This is a genomic window from Arthrobacter sp. 08Y14 (assembly GCF_002929455.1).
Classification (GTDB): domain Bacteria; phylum Actinomycetota; class Actinomycetes; order Actinomycetales; family Micrococcaceae; genus Arthrobacter_B; species Arthrobacter_B sunyaminii.
In genome coordinates this window covers 1,180,723-1,200,518 of sequence record NZ_PJIX01000001.1, presented here as the reverse complement: position 1 = coordinate 1,200,518, position 19,796 = coordinate 1,180,723, and the positions used below count along the sequence as shown (strand labels likewise).

18 protein-coding genes, 1 tRNA gene and 1 pseudogene are annotated in these 19,796 nt (G+C 63.9%); 14 read left to right on the top strand and 6 right to left on the bottom strand.

Going from position 1 to position 19,796, the window contains the following annotated elements; all coding sequences use genetic code 11:
- Positions 1–52 precede the first annotated feature (52 nt).
- Positions 53–514: a DUF4383 domain-containing protein gene (locus CXR03_RS05735; RefSeq protein WP_104102505.1), complete on the bottom strand. Its 462-nt coding sequence runs from the start codon at positions 512–514 to the stop codon at positions 53–55.
- A 166-nt stretch (positions 515–680) separates the two neighbouring features.
- On the opposite strand from CXR03_RS05735, the gene CXR03_RS05730 reads away from it, so the two are divergent.
- On the top strand, positions 681–1,478 hold the full coding sequence (locus CXR03_RS05730) for an SDR family oxidoreductase (RefSeq protein WP_104102503.1): 798 nt from the start codon (positions 681–683) through the stop codon (positions 1,476–1,478).
- A gap of 2 nt (positions 1,479–1,480) precedes the next feature.
- Positions 1,481–2,965 (top strand): FAD-dependent oxidoreductase, encoded by a 1,485-nt coding sequence (locus CXR03_RS05725; RefSeq protein ID WP_104102501.1) that lies wholly within the window; start codon positions 1,481–1,483, stop codon positions 2,963–2,965.
- Between the two features lie 141 nt (positions 2,966–3,106).
- On the opposite strand, the pseudogene CXR03_RS05720 reads toward CXR03_RS05725, so the two are convergent.
- Positions 3,107–3,553, bottom strand: a pseudogene (locus CXR03_RS05720) (SRPBCC family protein); the annotation flags it as partial.
- Positions 3,554–3,754: 201 nt separating this feature from the next.
- On the opposite strand from CXR03_RS05720, the gene CXR03_RS05715 reads away from it, so the two are divergent.
- Positions 3,755–4,252 carry a Dps family protein gene (locus CXR03_RS05715; protein WP_104102498.1) on the top strand — a complete coding sequence of 166 codons (498 nt, stop codon included), beginning with the start codon at positions 3,755–3,757 and terminating at the stop codon, positions 4,250–4,252.
- 98 nt (positions 4,253–4,350) lie between these two features.
- Here CXR03_RS05715 and CXR03_RS05710 read toward each other — a convergent pair whose 3' ends face one another.
- Entirely contained in the window at positions 4,351–5,058 is a 708-nt protein-coding gene (locus CXR03_RS05710; RefSeq protein WP_104102496.1) for a FadR/GntR family transcriptional regulator, read from the bottom strand.
- Between the two features lie 228 nt (positions 5,059–5,286).
- On the opposite strand from CXR03_RS05710, the gene CXR03_RS05705 reads away from it, so the two are divergent.
- The 4 genes from CXR03_RS05705 (at position 5,287) to CXR03_RS05690 (ending at position 10,028) form a co-directional block, all read left to right on the top strand.
- Positions 5,287–5,805, top strand: coding sequence for a gluconokinase (locus tag CXR03_RS05705; protein WP_104102495.1), 519 nt, complete (start codon positions 5,287–5,289; stop codon positions 5,803–5,805).
- An 82-nt stretch (positions 5,806–5,887) separates the two neighbouring features.
- Complete coding sequence (locus CXR03_RS05700; RefSeq protein WP_104102493.1) at positions 5,888–7,288, top strand: GntP family permease; 1,401 nt, start codon at positions 5,888–5,890, stop codon at positions 7,286–7,288.
- A 169-nt stretch (positions 7,289–7,457) separates the two neighbouring features.
- On the top strand, positions 7,458–8,231 hold the full coding sequence (locus tag CXR03_RS05695) for a metal-dependent hydrolase (protein WP_258073500.1): 774 nt from the start codon (positions 7,458–7,460) through the stop codon (positions 8,229–8,231).
- 57 nt (positions 8,232–8,288) lie between these two features.
- A complete protein-coding gene (locus CXR03_RS05690) occupies positions 8,289–10,028 on the top strand; it encodes a sodium:proton antiporter (RefSeq protein ID WP_258073499.1) in 1,740 nt (579 codons plus the stop codon).
- A gap of 28 nt (positions 10,029–10,056) precedes the next feature.
- Here CXR03_RS05690 and CXR03_RS05685 read toward each other — a convergent pair whose 3' ends face one another.
- Positions 10,057–10,434 (bottom strand): VOC family protein, encoded by a 378-nt coding sequence (locus CXR03_RS05685; protein ID WP_104102491.1) that lies wholly within the window; start codon positions 10,432–10,434, stop codon positions 10,057–10,059.
- Positions 10,435–10,511: 77 nt separating this feature from the next.
- A complete protein-coding gene (locus tag CXR03_RS05680) occupies positions 10,512–11,300 on the bottom strand; it encodes a LysR substrate-binding domain-containing protein (protein ID WP_104102489.1) in 789 nt (262 codons plus the stop codon).
- Positions 11,301–11,409: 109 nt separating this feature from the next.
- Between CXR03_RS05680 and CXR03_RS05675 the strand changes: the two genes are divergently transcribed.
- Positions 11,410–11,829, top strand: a complete 420-nt coding sequence (locus CXR03_RS05675) for a DUF5997 family protein (protein ID WP_104102487.1) — start codon at positions 11,410–11,412, stop codon at positions 11,827–11,829.
- Positions 11,830–11,935: 106 nt separating this feature from the next.
- Here the strand turns inward: CXR03_RS05675 and CXR03_RS05670 are convergent.
- Positions 11,936–12,018 (bottom strand) — tRNA-Leu (locus CXR03_RS05670).
- A gap of 365 nt (positions 12,019–12,383) precedes the next feature.
- On the opposite strand from CXR03_RS05670, the gene CXR03_RS05665 reads away from it, so the two are divergent.
- From CXR03_RS05665 to CXR03_RS05640, 6 genes are read left to right on the top strand one after another with little or no spacing between them, the layout of a single operon-like run.
- A complete protein-coding gene (locus CXR03_RS05665; protein WP_104053493.1) occupies positions 12,384–13,112 on the top strand; it encodes a DUF3662 and FHA domain-containing protein in 729 nt (242 codons plus the stop codon).
- 59 nt (positions 13,113–13,171) lie between these two features.
- Positions 13,172–13,597 (top strand): FHA domain-containing protein, encoded by a 426-nt coding sequence (locus CXR03_RS05660; RefSeq protein WP_104053761.1) that lies wholly within the window; start codon positions 13,172–13,174, stop codon positions 13,595–13,597.
- Positions 13,598–13,641: 44 nt separating this feature from the next.
- Positions 13,642–15,093 carry a PP2C family serine/threonine-protein phosphatase gene (locus tag CXR03_RS05655; protein ID WP_104102859.1) on the top strand — a complete coding sequence of 484 codons (1,452 nt, stop codon included), beginning with the start codon at positions 13,642–13,644 and terminating at the stop codon, positions 15,091–15,093.
- Positions 15,093–16,511 carry an FtsW/RodA/SpoVE family cell cycle protein gene (locus tag CXR03_RS05650; protein ID WP_104102486.1) on the top strand — a complete coding sequence of 473 codons (1,419 nt, stop codon included), beginning with the start codon at positions 15,093–15,095 and terminating at the stop codon, positions 16,509–16,511. The genes CXR03_RS05655 and CXR03_RS05650 overlap by 1 nt, the downstream gene beginning before the upstream one ends.
- Entirely contained in the window at positions 16,508–17,962 is a 1,455-nt protein-coding gene (locus tag CXR03_RS05645) for a penicillin-binding protein 2 (protein ID WP_104102484.1), read from the top strand. Before CXR03_RS05650 ends, CXR03_RS05645 begins: the two co-directional genes overlap by 4 nt.
- Positions 17,959–19,791 (top strand): protein kinase, encoded by a 1,833-nt coding sequence (locus CXR03_RS05640; RefSeq protein ID WP_104102483.1) that lies wholly within the window; start codon positions 17,959–17,961, stop codon positions 19,789–19,791. Before CXR03_RS05645 ends, CXR03_RS05640 begins: the two co-directional genes overlap by 4 nt.
- Positions 19,792–19,796: the final 5 nt, after the last annotated feature.

Below are 19,796 nucleotides of genomic sequence, written 5' to 3'. Positions count from 1 at the left end.
GTTTCGGGAACGGGATTCCTCTTCTTCGCCCCGGGTGAACGTTCCCGAACGGCTAGGCCGGAGAGGTACGCCCCGGAACGGAACGTGAGCCGAACAGCAGGCCCAGTCCCACCATGGCGACCCCCAGGATCAGGTGGAGCCAGTTGTCCGCAGAGTTCACGGGAACAAAATTCCCTTCGGAGTGGTGCGGCACGATGAGTCCGTAAAGGAACAGCAGAAGATAGACGATGCCGCCGCCAACGAGGTAGATCCGGGCCAGTTTGTTGGTTCGGGCCATGATCAGTCCTAGAAACCCGAACAGCAGGTGGACGATGTTGTGCAGTATGGACACCTGGAAAACACCCAGAAGCAGTGCTTCGGATTCAAACCCTGAAAAATAAAGGACGTCGTAGTTGGAGGTGATTCCGGGAACGAAGCCCAGAACACCGATCAGGATGAAGATAATGCCGAAATACCAGGAGGCTCGCTGTGCATTGGTGCGGCGGAGCGACCTGCCGCGGATGGGATAGGACATTGGAAACTCCTTATGCCTTGGCGACATGTGTTGCCGGCCGCGGCCGGCTAGTGCTCAACGCGTATTCCCCGGAGCGAATAATTCCTCAACTGTTGCACAATCACCAGATCATGGGAAGCATACTTAGCATCCTGAACTGACCTGCATCGAAAGGGCTCCCCCCATTATGGTTTTCGCTCCTCGCACCGCAATCGTCACGGGCTCCGACTCCGGAATCGGCAGGGCCACCGCGGTTGCCCTCGCAGCAGCAGGAATGGATGTGGGCATCACCTGGCACACCGATGAGCAGGGGGCCAGGGAGACCTCGGAGGAAGTGCGCGCCCTCGGCCGAAAGTCAGTCACAGCACGGCTGGACACCACGGACCTCCCGGGTTGCGGGCAGGTCATTGACCACCTTGCGGCGGAGCTGGGATCACTGGACGTGTTCGTCAACAACGCCGGCACCGGGGACGGCAAACCCTTCCTCGAACTGGACTTTCCCACCTGGATGGACACCCTGAACACCAACCTCAACGGAGCCTTTGTCTGCCTGCAGCACGCCGCCAAAATAATGGTGGCATCGGGGCGGGAAGGGCGTCTGATCGCCGTGACCAGCGTTCATGAAACCCAGCCGCGGGTGGGATCGGCGGCCTACACCACATCCAAGCACGGGCTGGGCGGCCTCATGAAGGTCATGGCCCTTGAACTTGGCCGGTACGGGATCACCGCAAACTCGGTGGCTCCCGGCGAAATCGCCACCCCCATGACGGGTCAGCATGACGAGGACCCGCACCGGGCGGAGCGTCCCGGCATCCCCCTGGGCAGGCCCGGCGACGCCCGCGAGATCGCCGCCGTCGTCGCCTTTCTTGCCTCCCCCGCCGCCAGCTACGTCACCGGCGCCTCCTGGCCCGTTGACGGCGGGATGCTGCAGATGGGGCCGCAGGGCGGCTCGCACATTGTCTCCACCGACTGGATGGAGGCCTGACCATGGAAAGTCTCTGGCTGTCCACTGCCCCGCCCGTCCCCTCCGACCCGTTTATTCCCTCGGCGGAATATGACGTTGTGGTGGCCGGAGCCGGCCTGACCGGACTTGCGGCTGCGTTGCTGCTGGCCCGCCGCGGCCAGAAGGTTGCGGTGCTGGAGGCCCGGCAGGTTGGAGCGGTGACCTCGGGGAACACCACGGCAAAGGTCTCCCTGCTCCAAGGTGTTCAGCTGTCCACCATCGCCTCCCACCAAGGAGCCGACGCCGTCCGCAACTATGTGAACGCCAACCGGGCAGGCCAGGAATGGCTGCTCCGTTTCTGCCGCGATCATGGGGTGGACCACGACATCCGCACCGCCTACACCTATGCCGTCAGCGAGAAGGGCAGGCAGAGCCTGGAGGAAGAATTCTCAGCCGCCACAGCGGCCGGCTTGTCACCGCAGATGACACTGGAAACCGAACTGCCGTTTGAAGTCTCCGGAGCCCTGGAACTGCCCGGACAGGCGCAGATCCATCCCTTGCAGGCGCTGGCAGCACTGGCTGCGGAACTGCGGGCAGCGGGAGGGACCCTGGTCCAGGGGGTCCGGGTCACCGGAGCAGGCAAGGCGGCGGACAATCGGGTCCGCGTCCTGACCCCCTCCGGTTCCGTGTCAGCTCGCCATCTGGTGCTGGCCACCGGAATACCAATCCTGGACCGCGGCGGCTATTTCGCGAGGCTCCTGCCGCTGCGTTCCTACGCAATGGCCCATCCGATCCGCGGAGCGGTGCCGCAGGGAATGTACTTGTCCATTGACTCCCCCTCACGGTCCCTGCGTACGGCCCGTGTCGGCGGAACGGATTACCTCATTTCCGGCGGGAACGGCCATGCCGTTGGACACCATCCGCATCCGCAGTCACTGGTGGAGGACCTGTCACGGTGGACCACGCATCATTTTGCGGTGGGGGATCCCACTTATGCGTGGTCCGCCCAAGACTATGAGCCCGCCTCCGGAGTGCCCTATGTGGGGCAGGTTCCTTTTGGAGACGGCAGCATTTTCGCGGCAACGGGTTTCAACAAATGGGGCATGACCAACGCAGTTGCCGCCGCCCTTGCGCTGAGCCAGGCCATTGCCCCTGCGGCGGAGGGCGACGGGGCCCCTCACTGGTACCAGCCGAAACTTTCCTCCCGCGATGTTCTTAGCGCCGTCCGGGACAACGCCGAAGTGGGGCTTGAAATGCTGGCCGGCTGGGCGTCATCGCTGGCCGGGGCGGACGAATCCGCCCCGCCCGAGGGCCAGGGAAAGGTGGTGCGCAAGAATCTGCGGCCTGTGGGTATCTGCACCGTGGACGGCGAAATATCCAGGGTCTCTGCCGTTTGCCCGCATCTGGGCGGCGTGCTTGCCTGGAACGACGCCGAGGCATCCTGGGACTGCCCGCTGCACGGTTCACGGTTTGCAGCGGACGGCAAGCTGCTGGAAGGCCCAGCGGTCCGGGGGCTGGACCGCGGCTGATGCGCCAACCCCCGGACGGTGAAACTAGAGCCCTGCCCGCGGACCGCCTGATTCCGGATCGTCCATGGCGGGATCCGCCTCAGGCGCCGCTGCCAGGGGAGAGGTCGAGGTGACGGGTGCATCGGGCGCCGTGGGCGGGGCGTCGACGTTACCCCGCCAGGAACCTGTGGCAGCACCCTGAGACTCAATAAATTCCTTGAAGGCCTTCAGATCTGACTTGACCTGCCGGTCATCTGCTCCCACCACGGAGCCCACTTTCTCAATGAAGGTTTCCGGATCCCAGTCCAGCTGAACGGTCACCCGGGTTTCCTCGTCTCCAAGCCGGTGAAAGGTCACCACCCCGGCGTGCGTGGTTCCGTCCGTGCTCTTCCAGGCGACCCGCTCGTCCGGATGCTGTTCGGTGATCTTCGTGTCGAACACCCGCTCCACTCCGCCGATCTTCGTTACCCAATGGTTGTTGGTGTCCGAAGTCTGGGTAATGGATTCCACTCCGCCCATAAACTGGGGAAATGATTCAAACTGGGTCCACTGGTTGTAAGCCGTGGACACGGGAACTGCAACGTCAATGGACTCTTCTACGGTGGTCATGGAGGTCCCTCCGGTAGGCGGATCGTGCCGGTTGGAAGCGAAAATTCCGCTTCGGGCACATCACGCTACCGAACGGGCACATCGACTTCAAGGAGAAGGTAAGCTTACTTAGGTTGGCGGCTGCGGCCGGGGCTCCACACCGGAAACCCGGGAGAACACAGTCGTCCTTAGTCAACAGATTTCGTCAACATTGGAGGAAACGTGAAGGCATCCAAAGAACTGACCACCAATCTGCAGGCCGTCCTCGTAGACCTCATTGAGCTGCACCTGCAGGGCAAGCAGGCACACTGGAACGTTGTGGGCAAGAACTTCCGCGACCTTCACCTGCAGCTCGATGAAATCATCGAAGACGCCCGGCTTTTCGCGGATGAACTGGCCGAGCGCATGCGCGCGCTGGGAGCCATCCCCGACGGCCGGAGTGTTGCAGTGGCCGAAGGTACCTCGCTTGCCCCGTTCCCCGCAGGCCTCGTGGACACCAAGGACACCGTCACGCTGACGGTCGCCATGCTGAACGCGGCCGTGGGCACCATGCGTGAGGTGCACGACCAGGTGGACGAGGAAGACCCCACCACCGCTGACATCCTGCACGGCTTCATCGGCAAGCTCGAGCAGTACGCCTGGATGGTTGATGCGGAAAACGTCCTGCCCACTGCCAAAGTGGTTACCCCCGAAGACGCAAATACCCAGCCGACTGTCTAGCACCGGCACCCCGGCGGCCGGCTCTTCCCTCCGGGAGAAGCCGGCCGCTGCTGTTTGCCGGTGTTAGATCTCCGCACGAACGCCGAGCCCGGGCAGGCTTAGGCCACTGCCGTCCGGACCTCCTCCAGCAGCTCCGCCATCTGCTTCATCGCCTCATCCACGTCGCCGACGGCCACTGCCCCGGCCACAAGCTCGTGGCCCCGCAGGGCCACCTCGCGCGGATGATTGGGCATGCGGCCCTGGTGTGTGCGCCCGGTCAGGACTTCCGCGACCACCTCGTCAAGGGAAGCGAACATTTCGTTTCCGCTGGAGCGCAGCAACAGGGTGTGGAAGGCAATGTCGGCGGCGAGAAACTCTTCCAGCTTGCCTGCTTCCCCCAGCACCCGCATGCGTGCCGCCAGTTCCACCAGCGCGGACCGCTCCGTTTCCCCGGCATGCCGGGCAGCGCCGGCGGCCGCCATGGGCTCCACCGCCACCCGCAGTTCCGTCAGTGTCCGGAACTGGCCGTCCCTGCCCGGGCCGCTCAAACGCCAGCGGATAATGCGCGAATCGAAAACATTCCAGTGGGACGGGTCTTGGACCACAATGCCAATGCGGCGTTTGGAATACACCAGATTCATGGACTCGAGGATCCGCATACAGTCCCGCACCACTGTCCGCGAGACACCAAATTCCTCCTGCAGCCCCTCCAGCGTCAGCCGGTCTCCGGGCCGAAGCGTTCCGGCCACGACATCCGCTCCGATGGCATCGATTATTGCCCCGTTCAGGACCGCTGCCGCCGCCCGCGGAGGCTCCCTGGTGTCCACGCTGTTCCCCTGACTTTCAAAACGTGCAATGTTGATTCGGCTTTTCGAACCGGGTTCCGCAATGCCAATAAGGCGTGTCCTTCAATGGCAGTGACCCGAAATCTGCGTTGAACCAGCCTAACGTGGGCATTGGTGTCATCAATCACTTGTATGGTGATACCTTTGTCCTGCAGATCACTTCGGAGGGGGCCAGCCCGCTTCCGGCGACAACGGCGTCCAAGGAGAAATATGAGCCCCGCCCCGCAGCACCTGGTCATTATGGGTGTGTCCGGTTCAGGCAAGACCACCATCTCCACTCTCCTTTCGGAGCATTTGGGCTGGATTGCGGCTGAAGCGGACGAGTTCCATTCCGAAGCCAACATTGCCAAGATGGCGTCCGGCACCCCACTGACCGATGAGGACCGATGGCCCTGGCTGGATTCCATCCGGAACTGGATGGACACCCAGGCGGAGAACGGACGGTCCACCATCGTCACCTGTTCCGCGCTGAAGCGTGTGTACCGGGACGTCCTGGCCTCCGCTTCCGGACAGCTGCACTTTGTCCACCTCAACGGCGACGCCGAGGTACTGCGTGAGCGGATGAAGACCCGCAGCGGCCATTTCATGCCCGCGTCCCTGCTGCCTTCCCAGATCAACACCCTGGAACCGCTGGCCGAGGACGAACCCGGGATTGTCATCGACATCCTCCACTCACCTGCAGAGATCGCCGCAGACATCCTCGACAGGCTTGACCTGCCCGCGAACTGACCCCGACTCCCCCTCCCCGCTCCGGCACATTTGCGCCGCAGCCACTTCCAACAGTCACTCATTTAGTAACGGAGCTAAACCCATGACAATTGAAGGCTGGTCCCAAACCCTCGGTGCGGGCCCCCTCCTCCTGATCGCCGGCGGAGCCATAGCGCTGCTGCTGTTCCTGATTCTGAAGCTGCGCCTGCACGCCTTCGTGTCCCTGATCCTGGTCAGCCTGTTGACTGCTTTCGCCACCGGAATCCCCACCGGCAGCGTTGTCACCGTACTGACCGGCAGCTTCGGATCAACACTGGCCACAGTTGCCCTGCTCGTGGGTCTGGGCGCCATGCTGGGCCGGCTGGTGGAAACCAGCGGCGGTGCCAAGGTCCTTGCCGACACCATGATCCGGATCTTCGGCGAGAAGCGCGCACCGTTTGCACTCGGCGTCGCCTCACTGATTTTTGGTTTCCCCATTTTCTTTGACGCGGGTCTTGTGGTTATGCTCCCCGTGATCTTCTCGGTGGCCCGGCGCCTCGGCGGCGGCGTGCTCCGCTACGGCCTTCCCGCCGCCGGTGCCTTCTCCGTCATGCACGTCTTTGTACCCCCGCACCCCGGCCCCGTCACTGCCTCCGGGTTCTTTGAAGCCAATATCGGCATCGTGCTGATCCTCGGCCTCATCATTGCCCTGCCCACCTGGTACGTCACGTCCTATCTGTTCGGCCTCTGGGCCGGCAGGAAGTTCGTCCTGCCCGTGCCGGCGGTGCTCGGCGAGATCGACGGCGACGAAATCAAGAACCCGCCGAAGTTCGGCACCGTGGTGGCCGTACTGCTGCTGCCCCTGATCCTGATCTTCCTGAACACCGGCCTGAACACCCTTGCCTCGGCCGGCGTCGTTTCCGCCGAAGCGGCCGAACAGCCGTGGTTCGCCTTCCTGCGCACACTGGGTGAAACACCGGTGGCACTGCTGATTTCCCTCCTCGTGGCCTGCGTGGTCCTGGGCACCCGCCGCGGCGAATCCAAAACCGCCATCGAGAAGGTGCTGGAGTCCGCACTGGGCCCGGTCTGCTCCGTCATCCTGATCACCGGTGCCGGTGGCATGTTCGGCGGCGTCCTGCGCACTTCCGGCATCGGTGATGCACTGGGCGACGTCCTCAGCGACCTCGGTGTCCCGCTGATCATCGCCGGCTTCCTGATCGCCGCGATCCTCCGCATCGCCCAGGGCTCGGCCACGGTGGCCCTGACCACCGCCGCCGCACTGATCGCTCCGGGTGTCCTGGAGGCCGGCTACAACACCGTCCAGACCGCCGCCATGGTGGTGGCCGTTGCCGCCGGGTCCGTCGTGGTCAGCCACGTGAACGACTCCGGTTTCTGGCTGGTGGGGCGCTTCATGGGCATGGATGTGAAGACCACGCTCAAGACGTGGACCGTGCTGGAAACGCTGATCGGCGTCATGGGCTTTGCCCTGGCGGCCGCCATCTTCGGCCTGGCTTCGCTGGCCTAACCGGCGCACGACGGCGGCGGGGCACCCGGGCGGGTGCCCCGCCGTCGTCGTGTCCGCCGGTGGTGCGCGGGAGACTGTTGCGCCCGGAGTGTCAGTGGCGCATGAAAACATGAGAAGTTACGAAAGTTTTCGGTGCTCCACACCGCCCTAGGGAAGGACCCCACGCACCATGATGGGTGGTCATCACGCAGCATCAGGCGCCGCAGCCTGGATTGCTGTTGCTTCAACCGCACCGCACGCCCTCGGCTGGTATCCGGTGACGCCTCTGGGTGTGGTTACCGGCGCCCTGCTAACCGCCGGAGCGGCCCTGCTCCCGGACCTCGACCACCACAGCGGAACCATTGCGCATTCGCTGCCTCCGGTCACCAAGATCCTGGCCCGGATCACCGAGCAGATCAGCGGCGGACACCGCCGCGGCACGCATTCCCTGTTGGGACTGGCGGTGTTCGTTGCCCTGTCCACAGCGCTGGGAAAGGTCACAGCCGTTGTCCCCTTCTTCGGCTCTGTGGCAGTGGGAGCGGGCCTGCTGTCCGTGCTGCTGATGGGTTTCGCCCTGAAGGCACTGAAGATCGCCGGCGGTGCCGGCCGCAGCTGGCTGCTGGCCCTGGGGCTTTCGGCCTTTATTGCGATTTACGCCCCGGAAAACAATGACTGGCTGCCCGTGGCCGTCGGGCTCGGTGTTGCCGTCCACATCGTCGGGGACCTGCTGACCCATCAGGGCGTCATGATCCTCTGGCCACTGCGGATCAAGCGCCCGCGCTCCCTGGCGAACATGCCGGTGGTGAACAAGCTGTGGCGCAGCAGCGGCTGCATGTCACTGCCCCTGATCGGCGCCGCCGGGTCCTGGCGGGAATGGGCCCTGATGGTTCCGGTGACGGTGTACGCCATGTACGGAGTGGTCCACGCCGCCTTCTTTGCCCTGGCCCAGTGGGCATCTGTATAGAACGCCGGACCGGGCTCACAGCCTGCGCGTTAGAATAGTTCACCCCTGTGAACGATAATGGAGGTTGTGGAACTAGCCCTGTTAGCTGTCATCGGCGTGGCTCTCATAGTCACCGTCGCCGCATTCTCCAAGCGCCTGGGCATTGCCGCGCCCTTGATCCTGGTGGTGGTCGGGCTGGGACTGTCCTATCTGCCGGGGCTGCCCACGTTTACGGTGCCGCATGACGTCATCCTGATGGGTGTGCTGCCCCCGCTGCTCTATGCGGCAGCGGTCAACGTCCCGGTGGTGGATTTCCGGCGCAACTTCGGTGCCATTTCCAGCCTGTCGGTGTTTTTGGTCCTGTTCTCCGCCTTCGCGACAGGGTTGCTGCTGTACATTCTGCTGCCGAACCTAAACTTTGCCGCCGCCGTCGCGCTGGGTGCCGTGGTAAGTCCACCGGACGCCGTAGCCGCCACTTCAATCGGCAAGAAGCTCGGCCTGCCGCCGCGGCTGGTAACGGTTTTGGAAGGCGAGGGACTGGTCAATGACGCCACCGCGCTGGTTCTGCTGCGCTCCGCTATCGCGGCCAGCGCCGGTGGCTTGGCCAGCATCTGGGACGGTGTCGCGGACTTTGGCTTTGCCGTCGTGGCCGCCGTCGTCGTCGGCCTGCTGGTGGGATTCGTTACGGTGTTCATCCGTTCCAAGCTTCATGATCCCGTGCTGGACACCGCTATTTCATTTGTGGTTCCTTTCCTTGCCTTCATTCCGGCGGAGGAGCTCGGCGCTTCCGGCGTTCTGGCCGTGGTGGTGGCCGGGCTGTACACGGGCCACCGTGCGGGAGCAGCTTTCAGCGCACAGGCCCGGATCAATGACAGCGTCAATTGGCACACGGTCCAGTTCCTGCTGGAAAACGGCGTCTTCCTGCTGATGGGACTCGAGATCCGCTATCTGGTTGAAAACGTCGATCCCGCGCTGCTGACCGTCCGGGAAGCGGTAATGATCGGCTTGGCTGTCACCGCCCTGCTGATCGTGATTCGCTTCGCGTGGATGGGCCCACTCATCCTGTTCCTGCGTGCCAAGGTCCGATATCAGGAGCGCCGCACCAGCCGGTTCCGGACGGCACTGGACAGAATGTCGGCAAGAGGACTGGCCGACGCCCGCACCCAGCGCCGCCATACCCGCGGCGAAGAATTGTACCGAAGGCGCCGGGCGGACATCGCCCAACTCCGCAGCGAAGGACTGGACTGGCGCGGCGGCGTCGTCATCGGCTGGTCCGGAATGCGCGGCGTAGTAACTCTGGCCGCCGCGCAGTCCCTGCCGGAAGCCACTCCCTATCGGGAACAGCTAGTCCTCATCGCCTTCACCGTGGCCGTGGTGACCCTGCTGCTGCAGGGCGGGACGCTGCCCTGGGTTATCCAGCTGCTGGGTGTCCGCGGACGCAACGCCGCAGAGGACCAGCGGGATCTGGCCACATTGCTGGACCAGATCAGCGACGCGGGCCTTAAGGTTCTGGAAGACCCGGCCAAATGCCTGGACCAAGATACAGGCGTGGACCCGGACGTGGTGGAACGGGTGCGCCAGAGCACCTTCCTGCGCAGCGAACTCGCGTGGGAACGCGTCAAGGCGCTGGGCATCGGCACTTCACCCACCCCCCAGCTGCAGTACCGTGAACTTCGCCGTGCCGTTGTAGACGCGGAGCGGAACGCGCTGCTGCAGGCCCGCCGGGAGGGACACTTCCCCTCGCGTACCCTCGCTGATGCCCAGCGGCTGCTGGATCTGGAGGAATCACGGCTCAGGCCGCGGCTGGGTGAGCACTAACGGCCTGAGCGCCGGGGTGCGGTCCGGGCTAATCCTGATGGAGTTGAATGTAGTTTCCGCAGCCGTCGTCGAACACGGCCTGGGTTCCCATGCCATCCGTGGACGGAGGCCCGGTGAACCGGACTCCCAATGCACTGAGGCGCTCCATTTCGGCCTGGACATCATCAACGCCCAGCACCACCGCGGGCAGTCCCCTGTCGTAGACACCGGTGCGGTAGGCCTCAGCGACGGGATGGTCACTGGGCTCCAGGAGCAGACCGGGCCCGTCAGGAATATTCGGCGCCTGGACGATGAAGAGGTTGTACTCCGGCAGCACCATCAGCGGCTCAAAGCCCAGGGTGCCGGTGTAGAAGTCAAAAGCGGCGGCCGGATCAATCACGTGGATACTGCTCATCTTTACGCGCATGGGCGAAAGAATACTCCCGGCGTTGCCGCCAGAGCGCTGCAGGCTCCCGTAAAACCAAAAACAGGTACCGATTTCCTTTAATGGCTCCGGCGCGTCCTGCCGCCCTTGGCGCCGCTGCCCTTCTTCGCCGTGCCGCCCCTGGCCGCGGCTCCGCCCTTGGCGCCGGTGCGTCCGGCAGACTTCGACGCTTTCCCGCCGGACCCCGGCTTCTCCCCGCTGCGGCTCTGCCGTTCCTTGGTGCGCTGCCGGGCGGTGGTTTTTTGCTCTTCCTGGACCGAGGGCTGGCGTGAGCTGTTCGCCGTGCGCCCGCGAACAATCCCCACAAACTCCTCAATACCGGGGTCTTGGGCATCTTCAAGCCACGCAACGGCAATCTTCGTGGCCGGGGAGCCGCTGAGCGGCCGCGCAACAACGTCGCGGCGCGAATACAGCTTCGCAACGGACATCGGCAGGATCAAAAGACCGGCACCCGAGGCCACTACTTCCATTCCGACGTCGGTGCTTCCCATATCCCGCAGGTCCAGCAGGTTCTCACCGGCCAGATCTGCCAGATCCAGCTCATCAAAGGCAGCAACGGCCGAATCCTTCGCCGCAGCCACCACCGGCCGCTCCTCGTAAAGGGCAATCACGCTCAGGTCCGCCGGCCGGACAAACCCCTGCTCCGGTACCCGCACAAACACCACATCCGCTTCACCGGCGCGCAGTTCGTCAAAGACCGTGTCCTCACCGCATTGATAGGAGACCAGTTCACGGTCCTGGCGCTCGGTCCACCGCCCGATCCATTTTCCGGGCGTCACACCGGGCACGTAGGCCACAGTCAGCGGACGAGCCGGGCGGGTTTGGCGGGGGTAAGCATCTTCAGGCACCTTTTCAGGTTAGCCCAGCCTGGTCCTCCTTCTTTCCGCCGCAGGCTGCACTCCCCCCGTGAACTTCCCGTGCACCCGGGACCGGGCCTGCGGCGGATATCCTTGGAAGATGACTTCCGAGAAATCCCAATCCATGAAACCTGCCACGGCAGCCAAGAAACTGGGCATCTATCTGCCCGCAGCGCCGCAGGAGTTCCAGGACGGGCCCATCTCCCGCGCCCAGTTCGACGAGCTCCAGGCCAATCCGCCGCAGTGGCTCGTTGATCTTCGCCGCAACGGTCCCCATCCCCGCCCCGTGGTGGCCCAGAAACTCAACATCTCCATCAGCGGCCTCACCCGGTCGGGCATCACCGATGCGCTGACCTCTGCTGAGATCACCGCACTGCTGGCCGCACCGCCGGCATGGCTGGTTCAGGAAAGGGCGAGCTTCGCCGCTGTCCGCGACGAAGCCAAGCGCGTTAAGGAAGCAGAAGCCAAGAAGGCCAGGAAGGCAGAGCAGACCGCACAGCAGGCCAGCAAACAGGGCTAACTGCCAGCGTCCTGTTCCGTGTGCTGTTCCCCGGGCCGGGGAGCAGCACACGGAACAGGACATAAAAAAATCACCCCGGTTTCTTCAACCGGGGTGATTCTGTTTGTGCGCGAGGGGGGATTTGAACCCCCACGCCCTTTCGGACACTGGCACCTGAAGCCAGCGCGTCTGCCGTTCCGCCACTCGCGCAAAAATGGTTTCCCTCGGTGAGTGTGCATTCAGTCTCACGACCTTCTGCGTCTCAATTCCTCGGGAACAGCAGAATCAAGCATACCCACAATTTCCCCAAACACCTAAACGGCCGTCCGGGGAGGCTAAGTTCCCCGCGCTGACGCGGATTTTCCGGGCCCTGCAGCCGTGGATCCGGACGGGCAGGAGCCTTCCGCTCCATAGATCCCGGCCGTTTCGCCGCAGGGGAACCGTCGTGAAGCCGTTACGTTGATTGTTGGGAGAGATGAGTAGTATCGAAGAGGAGCTTTGTATCCTTGGCCTGCCTTGGAGACGCTCCGGATTCAACCGGACAGTCCGGACAGAGGATAGGGAAGGAGGCGAACATGGGCTTACTCGATAACGTTGAACGCGGCATCGAAAAAGTTGTACGAGGTGCCTTCTCCACAGGGTCTTCCGGCCGGGTGGAACCCCTTGAGCTGGCCATCGCCCTGCGGCGCGAACTTGATGAGCGTTCCTTCACCGTGGGTCAGGGACGAACGCTGGCTCCTAATGTCTTCACTGCCCGCCTGTCCGATGCAGACTTCCAGCGTGCCCAGGAGTGGGGAGCCCCGCTGGCCGAGGAGCTGTGCGATGTGGTCATTAAGCACGCCAGGAGCCAGTCGTACACCCTTCAGGGTCCGGTCCGGGTGTCCTTCACCCGCGATTCATCGTTGAAAGCCGGAGTGCTGGAGGTTGACTCCGCCACAGAAAAGGCGGGCAGTCCTGCACCGCGCCAGCCTGCCCCGCCCGCCCCGCGGCAGACACCCGCCCGCATGCAGCCGGTCCTGGACATCGACGGGCAGCGGTATTCACTCAATGCTCCGTCCGTCGTGCTCGGGCGTTCCTCCGAAGCCGATATCCTCGTTGATGACACCGGCGTATCCCGCCGGCATCTTGAAATCCGCACCGAAAACGGTGTTAGCCGCGCCATCGACCTTGGCTCCACAAACGGAAGCTTCGTCAACGGCCAAAAAGTACAAGGGGAAGCAGATCTCACGGATGGTTCAACGATCGCGATGGGCCGCACCCGCATCACCTTCCGCCTCCTTCCTGTTCGGACCGGAGGACGTTAGTGGACGGTAGTTTGGTTTTGACCCTGCTCCGGTACGGGTTCCTGCTCGTGCTGTGGCTCATGGTGATCAGTGTTGTCGGTGCCATCCGGCGTGATTTGGTGGTGGGAAGCCGCAACCGCACCGGCACACCCACTGCCCGGCAGATCCGCAAGAATCCCGAATTGGAGAAGCAGGTCCCCGCACCGGCAAAACTCCCCGCACGTCAGGTTTTCGTGACGGAAGGGCCCCTGCGCGGCACCACCCTGGAGCTGGCCTCAAGCCCCATTCTTCTCGGCCGCGCGCAGGAAGCAACGCTCGTGCTCGAAGACGACTATGCCTCGGGCCGGCATGCCCGCCTGTTCCCCCAGGGAAGCCGCTGGTTTATTGAAGATCTTGGATCCACCAACGGCACCTTCCTGGGCGGCAGCCAGCTCACGCGCGCCCTGCCGGTGGAACCCGGGGTTCCTATCCGCATCGGTAAGACGGTCCTTGAGTTGAGGCCCTAACCGTGGCTCTGGTCCTCAAATACGCAGCACGGTCCGATGTGGGCATGGTTCGTCTGAAAAATGACGATTCCGCCTATGTCGGCCGCTATCTTGCCGTCGTTGCCGACGGCATGGGCGGCCATGCCGGCGGCAATGTCGCTTCCGCTTCCACCGTCCTGGATCTGGTGCACCTGGACCGCGGGACGCACGACGACGAACCCCTCACCGTGCTCGCAGACGAGATTCAGGCGGCGAATTCGCTTCTCTCGGAACTGGTGACCACCAGCCCGCAGCTGTCCGGCATGGGAACAACGGTGACCGCACTCCTGCTCCACGGGAACAGGTTTGCCTTCGCCCACATCGGCGATTCACGCGCCTACCGCCTCAAAGACGGTGTTTTTGAGCAGATCAGCATTGACCATACTTTTGTCCAGCGGCTGATCGACGAGGGCCGGCTCCGACCCGAAGAAGCCGAAGTCCACCCCCACAAGAATGTCCTTATGCGCGTTCTGGGGGACGTGGATGCCAGTCCCGAACTCGATCTGGCAACCTTCGAAGTGGAGCCGGGCGAAAAATGGCTCCTGTGCTCCGACGGGCTGACCGCAGTCCTGAGGGACTCCGACATAGAGAACGTCCTGCGGGGCACCAGCGACCTCCAGCGCTGCGTCGACACCCTGGTTGAGCTCACCCTCTCCGGAGGCTCACCTGACAACGTGACGGTTGCCGTCCTGGAAATCGAAGAAGTTCCGGATGATTCCCCGGCGGCGGCGGATGTGCCCGTCTCCGCACCAGGCGCCGCAGGCACTGAACCGCCCGCTGTTCCATTGACGGAACGGGATCCGGGAGACTCGGAGGCAGACGACGACGAACCCGCCCGGGCGGAGCTGATCCGCCAGGACCTTTCCTCACGTCCCCACATTCTGGTGGGTGCGGCATCCCTTGCCACCGAGACCGGCCAGATCCCGATTGTCACCAAGCGCTCTGCCGAGCGCCGTGCTGCCCGTCTGCTGACCCACAAGGCGCCCCCCGGGTCAGAGCCGGCCGCCCCTGAGCAACCCGAAGCGGCGCCGCAGCGGCGCTGGGTTGTCCCGGCGTTCCTTGCCCTGCTGGCGGTTCTGCTCGCGGCCGTTCTCTGGGTTGGCTACACCTGGACCCAAACCCGCTACTACGTGGGTTCCAGTGACAGCAATGTCGCCATTTACAACGGCGTCTCCCAGTCCCTTGGCCCCATCAAGCTTTCCTCCGTCACAGAGCAGACCGACATCCCCCTGGACAGCCTGCCGGAATACCAGCGCAACCGGGTTGAGGGCACCATTCCCGCCAAGGACCTGCTGCACGCCGAGCAAATTGTTGAAGACCTCCGGGGCGCCGCGCGCATCAGCAGCTGCGGCCCCTCCGCTCCGGCTACACCGGTGAAGGCCAACGCCAGTCCCGCTCCCAGCCCCACGGCGTCCGCCGGATCCACCGCGGCCGCCCAGTCCGCTGCCGATCCCGACAACTGCGGAGGGCGGAAGTAATGTCTGATGTACTGACAGTGCCCAAACCCCGGCGCAACATCGAGGCCGTACTGCTCCTCCTTGCCCTCCTCGTGGGCGTTGGCGCCAACATGGTGGTTGGCCTGGACCAGGACCGTGCCTTCGACGCGGACTTCTGGACCCAGGGAGCCACCCTCGTGGGACTGGTTCTTGCCTTCCACATAGTCCTGCGGATCCGCGCTAAATATGCCGATCCGGTAATACTTCCGATCGTCACGGCGCTCAACGGAATCGGCCTCGCCATGATTCACCGCCTGGACATCGCGAACAACGAGACCGCCGCTGACCGGCAGCTGCTCTGGAGCGCCGTCGCCGTAGCCGCGGCAATCGCCGTGTTCTTTGTGATCAAGGACCACCGGATCCTTCGCCGGTACACCTATATTTCCCTGATCGTCAGCGCCATCCTCCTGCTCCTGCCTCTGACACCCATCGGACTGGAACTCAACGGCGCCCGCATTTGGATCCAGGTTGGCTCCGGAACATTCCAGCCCGGAGAAATCGCCAAAATCACCCTCGCTATATTCTTTGCGGGGTATCTATCCACCAACCGCGACCTCATCCTGCTGGCCGGCCGAAAGGTAGGCCCGCTTCAGCTGCCCCGGTTCAAGGACCTTGGCCCCATGATCGCGGCCTGGCTCGTCAGCATCGGAGTGCTGGTCCTGCAGCGCGATCTGGGGTCCTCCATCCTGTTCTTTGGCCTTTTCATGGCCATGATCTACGTGGCCACAAGCCGCGTCAGCTGGGTCATCATCGGTGTTGCCCTGCTCACCGCCGGCGGCCTTGTTGCCATGCAGCTCTTCAGCCATGTCGCACTGCGGATCGACGGCTGGCTCAACGCCTTCGACCCGGAGGTTATCGACCGTCCGGGCGGCAGCTGGCAGGTGGTCCAGGGCCTGTTTGGACTGGCCAGCGGCGGACTCGCCGGAACCGGGCTGGGACAGGGCCGGCCGGATCTGGTCATCTACGCCAATTCAGACATGATCATTGCGGCCCTGGGCGAAGAACTCGGCCTCATCGGCATCTTCGCCATCGTGCTGCTGTATGTGCTCCTGGTGTCCCGCGGATTCCGTGCAGCCCTGGGCACCCGTGACGGGTTCGGCAAACTGCTGGCCTGCGGTTTGTCCTTCACCATCGCACTGCAGTGCTTCGTGGTGATCGGCGGCGTGACCCGCCTGATCCCGCTGACCGGGCTGACCACGCCGTTCATGTCCGCCGGCGGCTCCTCGCTGCTGGCCAACTGGATCATTGTTGCCCTGCTGCTGCTGATCTCCGAAGCCGCCCGGCGCCCGGCCGCGATGGGCCCGATGCGCGGTCCCATGGTTCCAGCCATGCAGGATGCCGGTGCAAAGCCGGCCCCGCACAAACGCTCACTGAGGAAAAAGGAGGCAAGCGGCTCATGAATCAAGCCATCCGGAACAGCTGGATCGTGGCCCTGTCCATGTTTGTCCTCATTCTCGGTTCCCTAACCTACGTCCAGTTCTTTGCAGCCGAAGAACTCAACGCGAACCCGAACAACAACCGCACGATCTACAAGAACTTCGGCCAGAACCGCGGCTCAATTCTGGTGGACGGGGCGCCGATCGCGGAATCGGTGCCTTCGGGTGACCAGTTCAACTTCCAGCGCGTGTACTACGAGCCGGAACTGTATTCGCAGCTCACCGGGTACTTCTCCCTGGTCAGCGGCGTCACGCAGCTGGAACGGGTTATGGACAAGGAACTGACCGGAACCAGTGACCAGCAGTTCTACGACCGCCTGGTGCAGCTCGTTTCCGGAAACCAGGCCCAGGGTGCCTCTGTTGAGCTGACAATCGATCCCGAACTGCAGCGCCTGGCCTATGACCTCATTCCTGAAGGGCAGAAGGGCTCCATCGTCATGATGGAGCCGAAGACCGGGAATATCCTGGCCATGGTTTCCAAGCCCAGCTACGACACCAACCTCCTGGCCGGCCACGACACCAAGGTCGTGGAGCAGAACATGCAGGAGCTGCTCACCGTGGAAGGCTTGTCCCCCTACACCAATGCCGCCACCGAATCGCTGCTGGCACCCGGCTCGGTTTTCAAGCTCGTAGATGCCGCCGCAGCGCTGGAGTCGGGTGACTTCAACGCCGATTCACAGATCGACAATCCGTCTGCCCTTCCCCTTCCGGGCACGAACATTTCCCTGCCGAACTACACGAACGGAAACTGCGGCACCCGCTCCGAGGCCACCATCGGGTTTGCCCTGGAACAGTCCTGCAACACCGTTTTTGCCCAGATTGCCTGGGACCTCGGTGAAGAGGCGATCGTAACCCAGGCGGAGAAGTTCGGCTGGAACACCGCCCTGCACCTCCCCGAGCGCGGTATCGACCGGGTGGTTGCCAGCGGCTTCCCCACGGAACTGGACCAGGCGCAGTTGGCCCAGGCATCGATCGGGCAGTACAGCGTCACGGCCACGCCGCTTCAAATCGCCATGATGTCCGCGGCCATAGCCAACAACGGCGTGCAGATGACCCCCAATCTCATCCGCAACGTCCGGGCCGCCGATCTGTCCATCATCGACGAGCCGGAACCCGAGGTCCTGAACACTTCAGTGAGCCCGGAAACCGCCCGTCAGCTCACCGATTGGATGGTCGGCGTCGTGGATAACGGCACCGCGTCCGCAGCGCAGATTCCCGGCGTGAAGGTGGCCGGCAAAACCGGCACGGCGGAAGTGGAGGGCCGTGGCGATAATGCCTGGTTCACCGGCTTCGCACCCGCTGACAACCCCGAAGTGGTCATTTCCGTCGTCATGGAAGACGTGGACCTGACCACCGGAGCCCAATTGACCACTCCAAGCGCGCAGAAACTCCTAGAGGCGGTGTTGAATAAGTGAGGCCTACATCGGGAATCACCTTAGGCGGCAGATTCCAGCTCACCGACCGTATTGCCATCGGCGGTATGGGCGAAGTCTGGAAGGCACGGGACCTGGTCCTGGGCCGCATTGTTGCCATTAAGATCCTCAAGGAGGAATACACCGGTGACCCCGGGTTCCTCAACCGGTTCCGGGCCGAGGCGCGCCACACTGCCCTCCTGAACCACGAGGGCATCGCCAATGTCTTTGACTACGGCGAAGAGGAAGGTTCGGCGTACCTGGTCATGGAGCTGGTGCCCGGCCTGCCGCTTTCCTCCATCATCGAACGCGACAAGAGCCTTCCGCCGGACCGCGCTCTCTCCATTATTGGGCAGACCGCCACCGCGCTGGCTGCAGCCCACAAGCAGGGACTGGTCCACCGCGACGTCAAACCCGGCAACCTGCTGATCCTGCCCGACGGCCGGGTCAAGATCACCGACTTCGGCATTGCCCGCCTCGCCGACCAGGTGCCGCTGACCGCTACCGGCCAGGTGATGGGCACGGCCCAGTACCTGGCACCCGAACAGGCCACCGGGCAGCAGGCCACCGGTTCCAGTGACATCTACGCGCTTGGTGTCATCGGCTACGAGCTGCTGGCCGGAACCCGCCCCTTCTCCGGCGAATCCCAGATCGCCATTGCCCTGGCCCAGGTCAATGACACGCCGCCTCCGCTGCCCGAGAGCATTCCGCTTCCGGTGCGTGCGCTGATCATGTCCATGCTGGCCAAGGATCCGGCGGACCGGCCGTCCGACGCCGAAGCCCTGGCCCGCGCCGTCGCCGCCATCCGCCGCGGAGACATCACAGCTGCCGAAGCTGCCGTACCCGGCATGCTGCTCTTTGGCGGCGGCGGAGCAACGGCCGTTGACGACGCCGTTACCGCCCCGGTCCCGACAGCCGGCACTTCCGCTACCCGCGTAGTGAACACCACCCCTTCCACGTCAGCCCTTCCCACCGTTGCAGGGGCAGCAGTGGGGGCAGACGACGCCACCGGCGAAGTGGCGGCGTCACGCGACTGGACCGATGAAGAAGTCGACGATGTCGACGACGCAGGCGATGACGGTGGAACCGGTGACGAAGCGCCGGCAAAGCGCCGCAGCCCGTGGACCATTCCGCTCATCGCCCTGCTGGTGCTGCTGGTGGGCGCGGCGGTTGCCGCCGTTGTGCTGACGGGAAACAATGATGACGATCCCGCCCCGGCTCCGGCCACCAGTTCAGCGGCTCCCAGCCCCAGCACCACCTCCCGGTCTGCTTCGGCCACCCCCACGGAGGAGGACGACGAGGGTATCCCCGTGAACGCAGGCAGCTACATCGGCCGCAGCTATGACGAAGTCCAGGCAGAACTGACCAACCTGGGACTGGCCGTCAGCCGGCTTGACGAGCCGTCTTCGGACTACCCCGAAGGCATTGTTACCGGCGTCAATCCCGTCGGTCCGCTGCCCGCCGGCACCCTGGTAACGGTTACGGTGTCAACCGGACCGGAAGAAGAGGAGGAGGCCACTCCCACGCAGTCAATGACAACCGTGCCCGGCGGTCTGACCGGACAGACGGCCAACGCGGTCGAACAGCTGATCACCGCTGCCGGCCTGGTACCGGTTAACGGCGGCACCCAGCCGTCCAGCCAGCCGCAGGGAACCGTGCTGGCCGTAAACCCGTCCGAGGGTGCACCCCTGCCACAGGGTTCCACGGTCACCTACTTCACCTCCGAGGGTCCCGCAGCGGAGACGACTGCTCCGACAAGCGTGCCTGAACCCACGGCCACCACCGCAGACACTGCCCCGGCGCAGCCCAACACAGCAACTTCGGCCGGGTAAGCGGA